This window comes from Streptomyces sp. SID5643 (genome assembly GCF_009872555.1).
Classification (GTDB): domain Bacteria; phylum Actinomycetota; class Actinomycetes; order Streptomycetales; family Streptomycetaceae; genus Streptomyces; species Streptomyces iakyrus.
Map to the genome: position 1 here is coordinate 43,892 of NZ_WWIC01000331.1, position 13,959 is coordinate 57,850.

At 69.9% G+C, this 13,959-nt stretch carries 14 protein-coding genes; 6 read left to right on the forward strand and 8 right to left on the reverse strand.

Annotation, left to right across the window (positions count from 1 at the left end):
* Positions 1 to 45 precede the first annotated feature (45 nt).
* On the forward strand, positions 46 to 1,008 hold the full coding sequence (locus GTY56_RS35215) for a LysR family transcriptional regulator (RefSeq protein ID WP_161369340.1): 963 nt from the start codon (positions 46 to 48) through the stop codon (positions 1,006 to 1,008).
* Here GTY56_RS35215 and GTY56_RS35220 read toward each other — a convergent pair.
* The gene (locus GTY56_RS35220; protein ID WP_161369341.1) at positions 980 to 1,492 is read right to left on the reverse strand and encodes a GNAT family N-acetyltransferase; all 513 of its coding nucleotides are present in this window, start codon (positions 1,490 to 1,492) and stop codon (positions 980 to 982) included. The two genes, GTY56_RS35215 and GTY56_RS35220, sit on opposite strands and share 29 nt — an antisense overlap.
* Before the next feature lie 12 nt (positions 1,493 to 1,504).
* A complete protein-coding gene (gene mshD, locus GTY56_RS35225) occupies positions 1,505 to 2,431 on the reverse strand; it encodes a mycothiol synthase (protein WP_161369342.1) in 927 nt (308 codons plus the stop codon).
* 145 nt (positions 2,432 to 2,576) lie between these two features.
* On the opposite strand from mshD, the gene GTY56_RS35230 reads away from it, so the two are divergent.
* From GTY56_RS35230 to GTY56_RS35240, 3 genes are all read left to right on the forward strand, one after another.
* Positions 2,577 to 4,394: a bifunctional metallophosphatase/5'-nucleotidase gene (locus tag GTY56_RS35230; RefSeq protein WP_161369343.1), complete on the forward strand. Its 1,818-nt coding sequence runs from the start codon at positions 2,577 to 2,579 to the stop codon at positions 4,392 to 4,394.
* A 58-nt stretch (positions 4,395 to 4,452) separates the two neighbouring features.
* Positions 4,453 to 5,688, forward strand: a complete 1,236-nt coding sequence (locus GTY56_RS35235; RefSeq protein WP_161369344.1) for an LmeA family phospholipid-binding protein — start codon at positions 4,453 to 4,455, stop codon at positions 5,686 to 5,688.
* A gap of 159 nt (positions 5,689 to 5,847) precedes the next feature.
* Entirely contained in the window at positions 5,848 to 6,882 is a 1,035-nt protein-coding gene (locus tag GTY56_RS35240) for a cellulase family glycosylhydrolase (RefSeq protein ID WP_161369345.1), read from the forward strand.
* Between the two features lie 67 nt (positions 6,883 to 6,949).
* On the opposite strand, the gene GTY56_RS35245 is transcribed toward GTY56_RS35240, so the two are convergent.
* From GTY56_RS35245 to GTY56_RS35260, 4 genes are all read right to left on the reverse strand, one after another.
* On the reverse strand, positions 6,950 to 9,013 hold the full coding sequence (locus GTY56_RS35245) for a pectinesterase family protein (protein ID WP_161369346.1): 2,064 nt from the start codon (positions 9,011 to 9,013) through the stop codon (positions 6,950 to 6,952).
* Between the two features lie 78 nt (positions 9,014 to 9,091).
* The gene (locus tag GTY56_RS35250) at positions 9,092 to 9,940 is read right to left on the reverse strand and encodes a hypothetical protein (RefSeq protein ID WP_161369347.1); all 849 of its coding nucleotides are present in this window, start codon (positions 9,938 to 9,940) and stop codon (positions 9,092 to 9,094) included.
* Positions 9,941 to 10,064: 124 nt separating this feature from the next.
* Positions 10,065 to 10,328 carry a hypothetical protein gene (locus tag GTY56_RS35255; RefSeq protein ID WP_161369348.1) on the reverse strand — a complete coding sequence of 88 codons (264 nt, stop codon included), beginning with the start codon at positions 10,326 to 10,328 and terminating at the stop codon, positions 10,065 to 10,067.
* A complete protein-coding gene (locus tag GTY56_RS35260) occupies positions 10,325 to 10,543 on the reverse strand; it encodes a hypothetical protein (RefSeq protein ID WP_161369349.1) in 219 nt (72 codons plus the stop codon). Before GTY56_RS35260 ends, GTY56_RS35255 begins: the two co-directional genes overlap by 4 nt.
* Positions 10,544 to 10,679: 136 nt before the next feature.
* Between GTY56_RS35260 and GTY56_RS35265 the strand changes: the two genes are divergently transcribed.
* Positions 10,680 to 11,495 carry a helix-turn-helix domain-containing protein gene (locus tag GTY56_RS35265; RefSeq protein ID WP_346345655.1) on the forward strand — a complete coding sequence of 272 codons (816 nt, stop codon included), beginning with the start codon at positions 10,680 to 10,682 and terminating at the stop codon, positions 11,493 to 11,495.
* The gene (locus tag GTY56_RS35270; RefSeq protein WP_161369351.1) at positions 11,492 to 11,692 is read left to right on the forward strand and encodes a DUF397 domain-containing protein; all 201 of its coding nucleotides are present in this window, start codon (positions 11,492 to 11,494) and stop codon (positions 11,690 to 11,692) included. The genes GTY56_RS35265 and GTY56_RS35270 overlap by 4 nt, the downstream gene beginning before the upstream one ends.
* Before the next feature lie 3 nt (positions 11,693 to 11,695).
* On the opposite strand, the gene GTY56_RS35275 is transcribed toward GTY56_RS35270, so the two are convergent.
* Positions 11,696 to 13,165, reverse strand: coding sequence for an ATP-binding protein (locus tag GTY56_RS35275; protein ID WP_161369352.1), 1,470 nt, complete (start codon positions 13,163 to 13,165; stop codon positions 11,696 to 11,698).
* The gene (locus GTY56_RS35280; protein ID WP_161369353.1) at positions 13,162 to 13,899 is read right to left on the reverse strand and encodes a response regulator transcription factor; all 738 of its coding nucleotides are present in this window, start codon (positions 13,897 to 13,899) and stop codon (positions 13,162 to 13,164) included. The genes GTY56_RS35275 and GTY56_RS35280 overlap by 4 nt, the downstream gene beginning before the upstream one ends.
* Between the last annotated feature and the right edge of the window lie 60 nt (positions 13,900 to 13,959).

The window sequence follows — 13,959 nt, forward strand, 5'->3', positions numbered from 1 at the left end:
CCGATCCATCCGACAACCATCCGTTGTGCGGCTACGCTGCCCCTCGTGGACCTCAAAGCCGTACGGGCCTTCGTCGCGATCGCCGACTCCGGGCAGTTCCAGAAGGCCGCCGTGGACCTGGCCCTCACCCAGCAGGCCGTGTCCAAGCGGATCGCCGCGCTGGAGAAGGACCTCGGGGTGCGGCTGCTGGTCCGTACGCCGCGCGGGGCGGAACTCACCATCGACGGGCAGGCCCTGCTGCCGCACGCCCGGGTCCTGCTCCGGGCCGAGGAGCGGGCGACGGCCGCCGTCCGGCCCGGGGACCGGGCGCTGCGGGTGGACGTCGTGGGACGCCGGGCCGCCACCGGCGGCCTGGTGCAGCACTTCCACCGGGCCCACCCGGAGACCGCGCTGGACGTCGTCACGCTGTTCGACGTCGAGACGGCCGTGACGGCCCTGCGGGACGGGGCCGTCGACGCCACCTTCCGGGCCGTCACCATGCCCGGGCAGCGGCCCCCCGACGGCATCGCGGCCACACCCGTCCTCGACGAGCCGCTGCGGCTGTGCGTCGGCCCCGCCCATCCGTTCGCCCGGGCCGACAAGGTGACGACCGCGCAGCTCGCCGGACACCGGATCTGGATGCCGGGCAACGTGCCGGGGACCGAGTGGCACGCCTACTACGAGGAACTGGCCGCTGTCTTCGGGCCGGCCATCGACACCATCGGGCCCAACTTCGGCCTGGAGGCGCTCCTCGACACGATCGCCGGTTCGCCGACCGTGGCGACCTTCCTCAGCGAACGCACCCCGCACGTCTGGCCGGTCGGCCACGACCTGCGGCTCGTCCCGCTCGTGGATCCGGTCCCGGTCTACCCGCACTCGCTGCTGTGGCGCACGGACAACCCGCATCCCGGCCTGGCGGCCCTGCGCGACCACCTGGTGGCGACCCGGCCGCGACCGCCGGAGGGCGAGCTCTGGCGGCCGTCGTGGGCGCAACGCCCACTTACCGGAGCCGCTTCTCCATCAGCGTGAAGGACTTGGGCGACCCGCCGGGCTGCGGTTTGCCCGCCTTGTGTCCCACGACGCGGTAACCGGCCTCGGCGTAGTAGGCGTTGAGCCGCGCGTTGCCCGCGAGGCAGTCCAGGCGCACCCGGGTGCGCCCCGCCCCGGCCACCCGGCGCTCGGCGGCGTCCAGCAGCAGCCGGCCCGTCCCGGGCGCGGTGACGGTCCGGTCCACCATCAGCCGGTGCACGTACCCGGCCACGGGCGGCTGCGGGCCCCAGGCCTCCTCGTCCTCCCACCACAGCTCCCAGGCACCCGCGAGACGCCCGCCGGTCTCCGCGAGCCAGACCTCGCCGTGCGCCATGACCCGGCGGAAGTGGTCCTCGTCCCGCTCCCCCGGCCGCCACTGCCCGGTGACACCGCGGGACAGCAGCCGGCGGGCGGCGTCGTCGCGCAGGCGCACGAGGGCGGCCAGGTCGGCCTCTGCGGCGGGGCGGACGCGCAGATCACGCACCGGGAGCAAGGCTCAGGTCTCCGTCCGGTACATGAGGTCCACCTCGTGCGTGGTGAACCCCAGCCGCTCGTACACCGACACCGCCGCCTTGTTGTCGGCGTCGACGTACAGCATCGCCGTCGGCAGCCCCTGTCCCGCCAGGTGCCGCAGCCCGATCGTGGTGAGGGACTTGCCGAGGCCGCCGCCCTGCGCGCCCGGCCCCACACCGAGGACGTACACCTCGCCCAGGCCCTCCTCGGCGTGCACCTTGGTCCAGTGGAAGCCCACGAGTTCCCCGCCGCGGAAGGCGAGGAAGAAGCCCGCCGGGTCGAACCACGGCTCGGCCTTGCGGTCGTCGAGGTCGCGCTGGGTGAGGGAGCCCTGCTCGGGGTGGTGGGCGAAGGCGGCGGCGTTCACCGCGAGCCAGGCCGCGTCGTCCCGGCCGGGCTCGAAGGTCCGCACCGTGACCCCTTCGGGGAGCACCGGCTCGGGCGCGTCGAAGTCGGTCAACGGCCGTCGCATCTGACGCAGTTCACGGAACAGCGTCAGGCCCAGGACCTGCGCGAGATGCCGGGCGGCGGAGTGCCCGCCGTGCGCCCACACCCGCAGCCGCTTGCCCGACGCGGCCAGCAGTGCCGAGCCGAGCGCGCGTCCGTGCCCGTGCCCGCGATGCCCGGGATGCACCACCAGCTCGGCGGCCGGCGGCTCCACCGGGTCCGTGTCCTCCAACTGGGCATAACCGACAAGTTCTCCGCCGGTGGTGAGCAGCAGATGGGACACGCCCTCCCGCTCCCCGCCCCGCAGCTGCAACCGGCCCTGTTCGGACACCGCCTGCTGACCGTCGGTCCGGGCCGCCTCGTCGAGCAGCCCGAGCACGGCCTCGGTCTGCTCCGCGGAGAGCGCGGCAAGGGTCTCGATCGAGCGGGGATGGCCTGGCCGTACGGTGTCGTCGCTGGTCATGCGTACGAGGGTACGGGGCGCCACCGGCAAAACGGCGGCAAAGAAGCAACCAGGTCGTAACCCGGAAAGGCCTGTCGCGCTACGCGCGTTGACTCTAGGCTGCGCCGGACGACATCACTGTCCCAGCAGACCCACAGGGGGGCGTATGCCAGCCACTTCACCGGCGCATCCGGAGCGCCGGAGACGTCGTACGAACCGTTTCGCCGCTCTCGCCGCCGGTGTCGTCACCGTCGGCGCGCTGGCCGCCGCGGGGCTGCCGGGTTCGGCGACCGCGGGCGAGGACCACCGGGCGGGCGGGCACTGGCCCGGCCGCTACCAGGACGTGCAGCTGCTGTCCTTCAACGACCTGCACGGCAACCTGGAGCCGCCGGCGGGCTCGTCCGGCCGGGTCACCGAGCACCAGCACGACGGCACGACGAAGACCATCGACGCCGGTGGTGTCGAGTACCTCGCCACGCACCTGCGCGAGGCCCGCAAGGGCGAGAAGTACTCCATCACGGCCGCCGGCGGCGACATGGTCGGCGCCTCTCCGCTGATCTCCGGGCTGTTCCACGACGAGCCGACCATCGAGGCGCTGAACAAGCTCGACCTCGACGTCACCTCGGTCGGCAACCACGAGTTCGACGAGGGCGCCAAGGAACTGGCCCGCCTCCAGAACGGCGGCTGCCACCCGAAGGACGGCTGCTACACGGACGAGAAGTTCCAGGGCGCCGACTTCCCCTACCTGGCCGCCAACGTCCTCGACGAGAAGACGAAGAAGCCGATCCTCAAGCCCTACTGGGTGTGGAAGAAGAACGGCGTCAAGGTCGGCTTCATCGGCGTGACCCTGGAGGGCACCCCGGACATCGTCTCCGCCGAGGGCGTCAAGGGCCTGTCCTTCAAGGACGAGACCGAGACGATCAACAAGTACGCCAAGGTGCTCCAGAAGCAGGGCGTGAAGTCGATCGTCGCGCTCATCCACGAGGGCGGCTTCCCGGCGTCGACGTCGTACAACTACGACTGTGACTCCCCGGGTGCGGGCGACGGCATCTCCGGCCCGATCGTCGACATCGCCAAGAACGTCACGCCGCAGGTGGACGCGCTGGTCACCGGCCACACCCACAACGCGTACGTGTGCAGCATCGCCGACCCGGCGGGCAAGCCCCGCATGGTCACCTCGGCTGCGTCCTTCGGGCGTCTCTACACCGACACCACGCTGACCTACGACCGCAGGACCGGCGACATCGCCCGTACGGCGGTGAAGTCCGCGAACCGCGTGGTCACCCGGGACGTCCCCAAGGCGCCCGACATGACCGAGCTGATCAGCAAGTGGAACACGCTGGCCGCGCCCATCGGCAACAAGCCGATCGGCTACATCTCCGGCGACATCGGCAACACCGGCACCGAGTCCCCGCTCGGCGACCTCATCGCCGACGCCCAGCTCGCCCACGGCAAGCAGCTCGACCCGGAGACCGACCTGGCGCTGATGAACCCGGGCGGTATCCGGGCGCCCCTGACGTACGCGGCCAAGGCCACCGAGGGCGACGGTGTCGTCACCTACGCCGAGGGCTTCACCGTCCAGCCGTTCGCGAACACCGTGAACCTCCAGGACTTCACGGGCGCGCAGCTGGTCCAGGTGCTCAAGGAGCAGGTGACCGGCCCCAACGCCGCGGCCCCGAAGGTCCTTCAGGTCTCGTCCGGTCTGACCTACACGCTGGACCTCACCAAGTCCGGTGCCGACCGGGTGGTCACGGACAGCATCAGGCTGAACGGCTCGGCCATCGACCCGGCGGCCACCTACCGCGTCGCGACGAACAGTTTCCTCGCGGGCGGCGGCGACGGCTTCCCGACCCTCGGCCAGGGCGCGAACGACGTCGTCGGCTCCGACGACCTGACCGCGCTGGAGCAGTACCTGACGGCCAACTCCTCGGCCGCGAACCCGATCGCGCCGCCGAAGGCGGACCGCATCACGATCGTGAAGTAAGTCGCATACCGCGGGTTCGAGTTGCGGGACGGGGCGGTGCGCATGGTCGGATGAGACGATGCGCACCCCCCACCGCATGGACACGCATCTTCCCGACGACCGCTCCGAGCAGCCCCGCAACCCCTACGAGGAACTCGGCGCACTCGACGACGGGCCTCTGGAGGCGACCCCTCTGGAGGACTTCCTCGGCGGGGACGCCGAGCAGCGGCAGGAGCCGGAGCCGGGGTGGTCGCCGCCCGACCACCGCCGTGGCGGCCGGCGCCGAAAGAATCGTTTCGCCGGACTGCCGCTCGCCGTGAAGGCGGTCGTCGGCCTCGTCGTCCTCGCCTCGTTCGCCGCCCTCGGCGACCGCTGGGCCGTGCTGTACGCCGAGCACCGGGCCGCGGACACCCTCAAGGACCGCCTGGACCTGGCCGCCGCGCCCGAGGTGGAGATCGGCGGCTTCCCCTTCCTCACCCAGCTCACCGACAAGCGGCTGGAGTCGGTGAAGGTGACCGTCCCGGACGTCGCGGCCGACCGGGTCTCGCTGGCGAAGGTGTCGGCCACGGCCCACGACGTGACGCTCAACGCCGACGGCCTGACCTCCGTGCGCGGTGCCGACGTCCCCCGCTTCGACGGGGACGTGATGCTGTCCTTCGAGGACCTCAACCGCGAACTGGGCGCCTCCCAGGTGACGTTCACCGGCGAGGGCCGGGACCGGGTGCGGGCCCGCGGCACCCTGCCGGTCGCCGGGCACGACCTGAAGCTGCGGGCCGAGGCCCGGATCCAGCGGCAGGGGGAGCGGGGCATCGCCACGGAGATCGGCGGCATGCGCCTGGACATCGGGAACCTGGCCACCTACCGCCCCGGCAAGCGCGCCTCGGAAGGACTGCACCTGACGCCCAAGGCCTCCGCCGACCTGGCCCGGGAGACCCGGAAGGCCAAGGCGCTGCTGTCGGTCCCGGCCATCGTGCGGCGCATGGGCGTACCCGAGGCGACCGTGGACCAGGCCCTGGCCGACGACGGCAAGCTCGCCGAGCTGACCGGCTCCCCGCGCTTCGCCCGCCAGGCACAGCGCCTGAACCTCATCGACCTCGCTCTGGACAACCCCGAGGTGCTCAGGCGCCTGGGTCTCGACCCCGATCTCCTCGGCGAGTTGTCGGGTCTGACGCGCCCGGTCCTGGCCGACCGGCTGGCCCTGGCGTTCGAACTGCCGAAGCCGGAGCAGGGGGACGTGAAGCTGGAGGACGTACGGGTGGAGGAGGACGGCATCCGGGTGAGGCTGTCGGGCTCGGGGCTGACGGTGGGCTCGTAGCCGCAACGTCGGCTCGGAATCCCTGCCTTCCCTGCCTTCTTGATGAAATTTGGTGTGCTGATGTGTTGACCTCTGTTCGAGTCTCCTTCTAGTTTCGTGCTCCACTGAGCGGTCCGTCTGTGGGCTGCTCACCTTCGCACATGCTCAGAAGGGGATGTCGTGTCTCACAAGACCCATCGCGGAACAGCGTGCGTGGGGGCGCTGCTGGCCTGCGTCACGGCATTCGGTGGAGCGCTCGCCTCCCCCGCCGCCGCCTCTCCCGCCCACCGCCCCGCCACTCCGCCGCCCGTCAGCGACTTCAAGGGCGTCAACTGGGCCGACCCGCGCGACAACTACGCCGACGACGCGGTCGTGCCCTCGGGCCTGTCCACCTCCGACAGCTACGCCACGACCTACGCCAAGTCCAGGGCGATCATCGGCGGGTTCTCCGAGCTCGGCGCCAACACCGTCCGTCTCCCGGTCAATCCGACGTCGGTGAACGGCCCGTTCTGGAAGTCGTACCGGGGCGCGATCGACGCCGCCACCGCCAAGGGCTTCAAGGTCATCCTGGGTTACTGGGAGGCCGACAACGCCAAGGACGGCAAGATCGACGACCAGGCGTCCTGGGACCGGATGTGGGCGCGGATCACCTCCGCCTACGCCGGCAACTCCAAGGTGTACTTCGAGCCGATGAACGAGCCGTTCGGCTACACCGCACAGGAGTGGACGGACATCGCGGCGAAGTGGGTGAGCACCCACCGCTTCATACCGCGCGACCGGATCCTGATCGGCGGGTACAAGTACAGCGAGGACGTCAAGCCGGTCTGCGCCGACCCGCGTCTGAAGGGCACGCGCCTGGCCCTGCACAACTACGGCTTCTGGCACACCGACTGGACCAGCGTCGACCAGTGGAAGGCCGACTTCAAGAGCCGCATCGGCGACTGCGCCTCCCGCACGATCCTCGACGAGTTCGGCGCCTCGATGACCACCGGCCTGGACTACAACGGCCCGGTGGGCGACTCCAACGAGATCGCGTACATCCAGGCCGCGACGGACACCATCCGGGAGCTGGGCCTCGGCTCGGTCTACTGGCCCGGCCTGCGCAACGGTGACACCTACTCCCTCACCACGCTCCAGGGCACGGGCACGAACCTCAGCCTGACGGTGAACAACCAGAGCGGCCTGGACCGGCTGCACCACGCCTGGAAGCAGTAAGCACCTCTGAGGTGGTGGCCCTTCCGGGTCCGGCGCCGCTCGTCAGCCGGACCCGGAAGGGAGTCGTTCAGGACGCCGAAGGCGTCCAGCCCGCGAGCCAGTCCGCGACCTCCTGGTTCGCGGCCTGCGCGTCGGTCAGATGCGGCCGGTTCGTGCTCGCCGGGCCCGCCCCGGCGCCGTAGTTGCCGTACTCGGCGAACCGGTCGTCCTTCCAGGAGAAGCCGCTCATGTCGGTCCACGGCGTGGACTTGATCGCGGAACTGAGGTTGGTGTTGCGGACGGTGGTCTGCGGGTCGAGGGACGCGTCCCCGCCCGCGTGCCAGGGCCGGCCGAGGTAGAAGCTCCCGGCCGAGACGTCGCCGTTCACGGTGGAGTTGGCGATCAGGATGCCCTTGCGGTTCGCCGCCGTGCTCGGTGCGGTGACGTACCCGGCCGAGGTGCCGTTCCAGCGCTTCTTCAGCGTGATGACGGACTTGTCGACGACGGCCGTGGCCCGGCCGAAGATGAAGTCGACGTTGCCGATCACATAGGAGTTGCTGACGTAGACCCGGCCGAGGCGGTCCTTCGCCGCGGTGTCGAGCAGCAGCGTGTCCTGGTCCCCGCTGACGATGATCCCGTCCAGGAACACCTTGTCGGCGGCGGTCCGCAGGGCGACGGCCTGCTGGTCCTTGATGTGCTGGTTGGCCTTCTCGTCGAAGTCGTTGGAGATGGTCAGGTTGCGCGCCTGGAAGTCGTCGGCCTCGACGGCGACGGTCGCGCTGCCGCCGGTGCCGTAGGTCCCGCCGCCGGGCTTCGGCGTGCCCGAGGCGTTGTTGTGGACGATCGTCGTGTCCTTGCGGCTGCCGCCGGTGCCCTGGATGGTGACGTGCGGCTTGTTGGAGGGGACCTTCACCAGTTCCCGGTACGTCCCCGGTTTCACGGCGATCACGACGCGCGCGGGGTTGTTCGCCGGTACGGCGTTCACGGCGGCCTGCACGGTGCGGTACTGGCCGCTGCCGTCCTGGGCGACGGTGAGGGTGGTCGCGGCGGCGGCCTTGGCGGAGGCGGCGGTCGTACCGATGGAGGCGCGGGGACCGGCACCGGCCTTGAGGACCGACGGGAGGTCAGCGGCCTTGTCGAGGGTGTAGGGGTAGTACGTCTTCGGGTCGAAGGCGGTCCCGCCGCTCTCGTTGCGCCCGCTGGTGCCGGAGAAGGAGTTGCCGCGCTGGACGACGGCGGCCCCGCTGTCCTTGATGACGGGGTTCCTGACGCCCTGGAAGAGGGAGTTCTCCAGCACCATCTTCGTGCCGCCGCGCGCGTAGTTGCCGTACGCCGACTTGATAGAGGTGCCCGGGGCGTCCTCCAGGAAGTTGTTGTAGAGGTGCGCGTGTGCGGCGTTGTCGGTGGACGGGTTGCGCTGCTCGGTCTCGCGGATCCAGTTGTGGTGGATCGTGATGTCGGTCCTGACGTTCTCGGTCCAGCCGATGCCGAAGGTCTTGTTGTTGTCGCTCAGCCTGTTCCAGGAGACGGTGACGTTCGTCGAGTCCTTGCGGACATCGATGAGCCCGTCGGCCATGTGCCGCAGGTCGTTGTGGTCGATCCACACGTGATGGGCGCCGTCCATCTGGATCGCGTCGAAGTCGTGGTCCTTGTCGTTCCAGATCCCCTGGTACGCGTCCCGGATGGTCAGGTTCCGGATGATCACGTTGTGCACGCCCCGGCCGAGGAAGAACCCGCCGCCGACGATGTGCCCGGCGGTCCCCCGGCCCACGATGGTCTTGTCGGACTGCACCTTGATCTCTTTGCCGACCGGGTTCATGGCGATGGTCCCGGCGACGACGATGACGTACGGCTCGGTCGCGGTGGCGTACCTCTCCAGCTCGGCCTGTGTCGTCACGGTGACGATCTGGCCGCCGCGCCCGCCGTACGTCCCGTTCTGCCCGAGGGCGTTGACGGAGGCGAAACCGTCGGCGGTGTCGGCCGCCCAGGCGGGTGCGGCGGCGGAGGCCTCCTGGACACTGCTGCCGAGGACACCGAGGTCGGCGCCGTAGGTGAAGGTGCCGGCGGCGGTCAGGGCCAGGGGGACCCCGACCGCCAGGGCGGTGCGGCTTCTGCGGCGACGGTGCTGGGCCTTGCTGCGCGGCTCACTCATACGGCGATCCGTTCCGTGTGGGGGAATGACCGCTGATCAGTCGCCGCCCCACACGGAAAGGTTGCCGCTCCAGGCGCCCTACTGGATGCAGGACTTGGGGTCGAGCTTCTCCTCGATCTTGTCCTCACGGCCGTCGGGCTGACCGCTGGGCAGGAGCTTGTCGGAGATGCCGTCGATGTAGTACCCGTGCGAGTAGATCGTCTCGTACCCGCGGTCACGCCAACTGTGCACGGTCCGCTCCCCGTCGCCCTTGTCCCACTGGTAGTCCTCGACGTGGAAGACGGGGTTCACGCGCACCACGCGCTGATACGGCGTCCAGGTCACGGCGACCTGCCGGCACGGCGGAATCGTCTTCTCGCTCCGGGTCTCGAACCGGGACTCCTTCTCCCAGCCCCACTCGTAGCCGGCGCTGCCCCCCACGGTTCCGCTGAAGATGCTCTTGGCGAGGGAGAGACTGATCTCGCCGCCGACGCTCTTCTTCGCGAACGTCTTGGTGCTGTAGCTGCTGACGAAGGTCTCCTTGTCGTCGGCGGACCCCTTGTTCCCGATCCAGCGGGATGTGCGGACGGTCTCGCCCTTGGCCGACCAGGTCGAGGCCTCGGCGTACCCGCACCAGCCGCGGAACAACTCCCACGGCCCGGCGGGCTTCCACAGCCCGAAGACGTCCCGCAGGTACTCGTCCCGGGTCTTGAACTCACCGGTGTCGACGTTCAGGGCGCCGTACACGCCCGTCAGGCTCGTCTCCTGGCTACAGAGCCGCTCGATCATCCGGTCGGTGTCCCCGGGGTCGACACCCCGGATGTTCGTCGCCCCGGCGGGTCCGGCCGAGGCGGTCCCCGCGCCGGCCAGCAGACCGGTCACGGCGAGGGCGGTGGAGGCGGCAACAGTGCCGATCTTCCTGACAGTTGACGTGCGAATGAGACGCATGTGGGGGGCTCACTCCTGCTTGTCGTTCTGTGACGGCGATGAAGATGTCAGAACAGCGGCAGGAGTGGGCGCTACTGATGGGTATGACAGGACATCGACAGGTGCGCGGGGTGTATGTCCTGCCTTATCGGGTGCCGTCGCCGCGACCGACAGCGATCCGCAGCACATCGCCGAGGGACTCCACGGCCCGCGCCAACGCGCAACGCACGGCGTGTTCACCGGCTTTGGGGTCGTGCATGACGGCTCTGGCACCGGCGAGCACGGCCTCGGCGGACGCGAGCTGAGCGGCCTCGACGTCGTCGGCGAGTCGGGAGAGCAGGCTGTCGGGGTCGTCGGTGGAGAGGTAACAGGGTTTGCCGTCGGCCCCGGTCCAGGGGAGCAGCCTCATGCGTAGACCTCCAGGGCGCGGAGATAGGGCCGGACGAGAGGGGTGTCGATTTCCAGGGGCTCCGGCGGGAGGGGGCTCAGGAGCGTAGGCGGGGGCAACGGCCGCGGCGGGGCGGGCGCGACGGCTCGATGCCGCCCTCGGGCGGGCAGCAGGAGCCGTACGAGGGTGAGGAGCAGTGACTCGCAGAGCTCGGCGGCGCGCAGGCGCAGGCGCATGGGCGTCCCTTCCGGGAGGCGGGCGGGGGTTTGACGAGCGGTGATTACCGTTCGTGCCGTCATCGTCACGGCTCGCGCGTACGCTGCGGAAGAGGCCAGGTGTTGCCTGGCGCTCCAGGCAACGGTGAGGGGTGACGTGGGCGAAGTGGTTGACGGAGGACGGGCCGTTCTGGGGCGGACGCTGAGGTTTCTGCGGGAGAAGGAGGGCAAGTCCCTGGGGCAGTTGGCCGAGGACACCGGCTACGACAAGAGCTACCTGAGCCGCCTGGAGTCGGGCGAGCGACTGTCCAAGCTGGCGGTCATGGAAGACCTGGACAGTTACTACGGGTGCGGTGACCTGCTGGTTCACCACTGGAAGATCGCCCGGTACGACGCCTTCAAGGACAAGTACAAGAGGTACATGGCGCTGGAGGCGACGGCGCGTCTCCTGCGGGTGTACACACCGAACGTGCCTGGACTGCTGCAGACGGAGGAGTTCGCCCGGGAGGTGTTGTCTGGCCCTCAGACAACACCTGGCAGCACTGAGGAAGTCGAGGAACAGGTGGCCGCGCGCATGGGGCGGCAGCTTCTGCTGAGCAAGGATCCGGCACCCCATGCGCGCTTCGTCATCGACGAGTCGGCGTTGCGTCGCCCCTCGGCCAGCGCGGAGACGTGGAAGGGCCAGCTATTGCGCATCGAAGCAGTCGCGCAGCGACCGAACGTCGTCGTCCAGGTGCTCCCCTTCTCCGCCGGGGTCCACCACCTCATGGGCAAGGGGTCTCTGACCCTGCTGTGGCAGAAGGACACCAGCGCGGTGGCCTATACGGAGGGTCATAGCTTTGGCCTGTTGATGGACGATCCGGAGGAAGTCCTGGACCACTGCTTGTCCTACGATCGGTTGCGGGATCTGGCGTTGTCCCCGTCGGACTCGCTGGCGTTCATCAGGGACGTACTGGAGGAGCACGGATCATGATGCCCACCCTCGATCTCACCACTGCCGTCTGGCGCAAGTCGACCTACAGTGACGGCGGGGCCAACAACTGCCTTGAGGTCGCCGACAACTGCCCCGACGTAGTCCCGGTCCGAGACAGCAAGCTCCCGCACAGCCCGATACTCGTGTTCGCCGCAGGCCCCTGGGCGTCGTTCCTTGAGGGCGTCAGAAACCGCTGACGATCAGGCCGAGGCGGGAGGGTCCTCCGGCGGAGGCACCGCCGCCCCCGGCAGTCGTACCGTCGCCACCGTGCCGCCGCCCTCGGCCGGGGCGAGGGACACCTCGCCCCCCGCCTGCTGAACCGTCCGCGCGACGATCGACAGGCCCAGGCCCGAGCCCGGCAGGGCGCGTGCGCCGGGGGAGCGCCAGAAGCGGTCGAAGACGTAGGGGAGTTCGTCGGCATCGATGCCCGGGCCGTGGTCGCGCACCGTGAGGACGCCCTCGGCCAGGCGGACCTCGATCAGGCCGCCCTCCGGGCTGAACTTCACTGCGTTGTCCAGGATGTTGACCACGGCCCGTTCCAGGGCGGAGGGTTCCGCGCGGACGAACCAGGGCTCGATGTCTGCGGTGATCGTCAGTTCCGGTCCGCGCAGCCGCGCTCGCCGCAGCGCCGACTCGACCGTGTCCTGCCAGGCCACGATCTGAGTCCGCTCCGAGTGCTGGTTGGGGTCCGGGCGGGACAGTTCCTGAAGGTCGCCGATGAGCGTGGCCAGTTCCGTCATCTGCGCCTTCACCGACGCGAGCAGCGCCTTGCGGTCCGCCTCGGGGATGGGGCGGCCCGTCTCCTCGCTGCGGGTGAGGAGTTCGATGTTGGTGCGGAGGGAGGTGAGCGGCGTGCGCAGTTCGTGGCCGGCGTCCGCGATCAGTTGCTGCTGGAGGTCCCGGGAACTGGCCAGGGCCGAGGTCATGGAGTTGAAGGAGTGGGAGAGGCGGGCGATCTCGTCCTCGCTGGCGTCCTCCACGGGGATGCGGATGTTCAGATCCTCCGTGCGGGCCACGTGCTCGACGGCCTCGGTGAGTTTGTCGACCGGGCGCAGGCCCGCCCTCGCCACGGTGAGGCCGGCCGCCCCGGCGCCCACTACCCCGATCCCCGAGACCAGCAGCAGGATCAGCGCCAGTTCGTTGAGGGTGGACTCCGTGCCCTTGAGGGGCACGGCAATGACCAGCGCGTAGTCGGCGGCCACGCCCTGCTCGAACGGGCCGTTCTTCACGACGACCGCCGTGGTCAGCACCCGCACCGAATTGCCGTCGCTGTCCGTGCCGTTGCGCAGTACGGCTGTCCTGTAGTCGGGATTCTTGGCCACGTCCTTGTCGCCACTCGTCACGTTCACCTGGGGCATGAGGCTGCTGAACCGGCAGACCCTGCCGTCGGACCTGACCACCTGCGCGTAGGCCTGCGGCCGAGGCGCCCCGCTGAGCGTGTTCGACGGCTTCTGCGGGCACTCCTTCGTCAGAGAGTAGAACGCGTCCGCCTCAATAGTCCGGAAGGACGACTTGAGATCCCCGTTAACCTGGTCGTACAACTTCTTCTGCACGATGAACCAGCACGTCACAGACACCGCCGTCACCGCGAACGCCACCGCCGCCGCCACCAGCAGCGCCAGTCGGGACCGGATCGGCAGGGAGCGGAACCGGCAAACGACCTTGTTCACTCGGCGCCGCCCGCCCGCAGCGCGTATCCGACACCGCGCACCGTGTGGACGAGGCGCGGTTCGCCTCCGGCCTCGGTCTTGCGGCGCAGGTACATCACGTAGACGTCGAGGGAGTTCGACGACGGCTCGAAGTCGAAGCCCCAGACGGCCTTGAGGATCTGCTCCCGGGTGAGGACCTGACGCGGGTGCGCCATGAACATCTCCAGGAGCGTGAACTCCGTACGGGTCAGCTCCACTTGGCGCCCGCCCCGGGTGACCTCCCGCGTCGAGAGGTCCATGCGCAGGTCGGCGAAGGTGAGCGCGTCGTCGTCGGCCGCGGCGGCCGCGCCCACGGCCGCCGCGTAGGTGCTGCGGCGCAGCAGCGCGCGGATGCGGGCGAAGAGTTCGTCGAGTTCGAACGGCTTGACCAGGTAGTCGTCGGCACCCGCGTCGAGGCCGGTGACGCGGTCGCCGACCGTGTCGCGGGCCGTGAGCATCAGGATCGGCGTGGTGTCGCCGGTGGCACGGATGCGGCGCGCGGCTGTCAGACCGTCCATGCGCGGCATCTGGATGTCGAGGACGACCAGGTCGGGCCGGTAGACCGCCGTCTTCTCCAGGGCGTCCGCGCCGTCGACCGCGACCTCGGTCCCGTACCCCTCGAACGCGAGGCTGCGCTGAAGGGCTTCGCGTACGGCCGGCTCGTCGTCGACGATCAGGATGCGCTGCGGGTCACGGTCGCCGTCTGCGGGGCTCATGGGTCGGGGGTCCTCGGGTGTGAAGGGGGGCGGGGGTGCTCTGACGCTCTCAGCGTCGCA

Bases quoted from the DNA above. Each gene is read 5' to 3' on its own strand.
- GTY56_RS35255 (WP_161369348.1), bottom strand. From the start codon at position 10,328: ATGAGGCTGCTCCCCTGGACCGGGGCCGACGGCAAACCCTGTTACCTC.
- mshD (WP_161369342.1), bottom strand. From the start codon at position 2,431: ATGACCAGCGACGACACCGTACGGCCAGGCCATCCCCGCTCGATCGAG.
- GTY56_RS35280 (WP_161369353.1), bottom strand. From the start codon at position 13,899: ATGAGCCCCGCAGACGGCGACCGTGACCCGCAGCGCATCCTGATCGTC.
- GTY56_RS35235 (WP_161369344.1), top strand. From the start codon at position 4,453: ATGCGCACCCCCCACCGCATGGACACGCATCTTCCCGACGACCGCTCC.
- GTY56_RS35270 (WP_161369351.1), top strand. From the start codon at position 11,492: ATGATGCCCACCCTCGATCTCACCACTGCCGTCTGGCGCAAGTCGACC.
- GTY56_RS35250 (WP_161369347.1), bottom strand. From the start codon at position 9,940: ATGCGTCTCATTCGCACGTCAACTGTCAGGAAGATCGGCACTGTTGCC.
- GTY56_RS35260 (WP_161369349.1), bottom strand. From the start codon at position 10,543: ATGCGCCTGCGCCTGCGCGCCGCCGAGCTCTGCGAGTCACTGCTCCTC.
- GTY56_RS35230 (WP_161369343.1), top strand. From the start codon at position 2,577: ATGCCAGCCACTTCACCGGCGCATCCGGAGCGCCGGAGACGTCGTACG.
- GTY56_RS35245 (WP_161369346.1), bottom strand. From the start codon at position 9,013: ATGAGTGAGCCGCGCAGCAAGGCCCAGCACCGTCGCCGCAGAAGCCGC.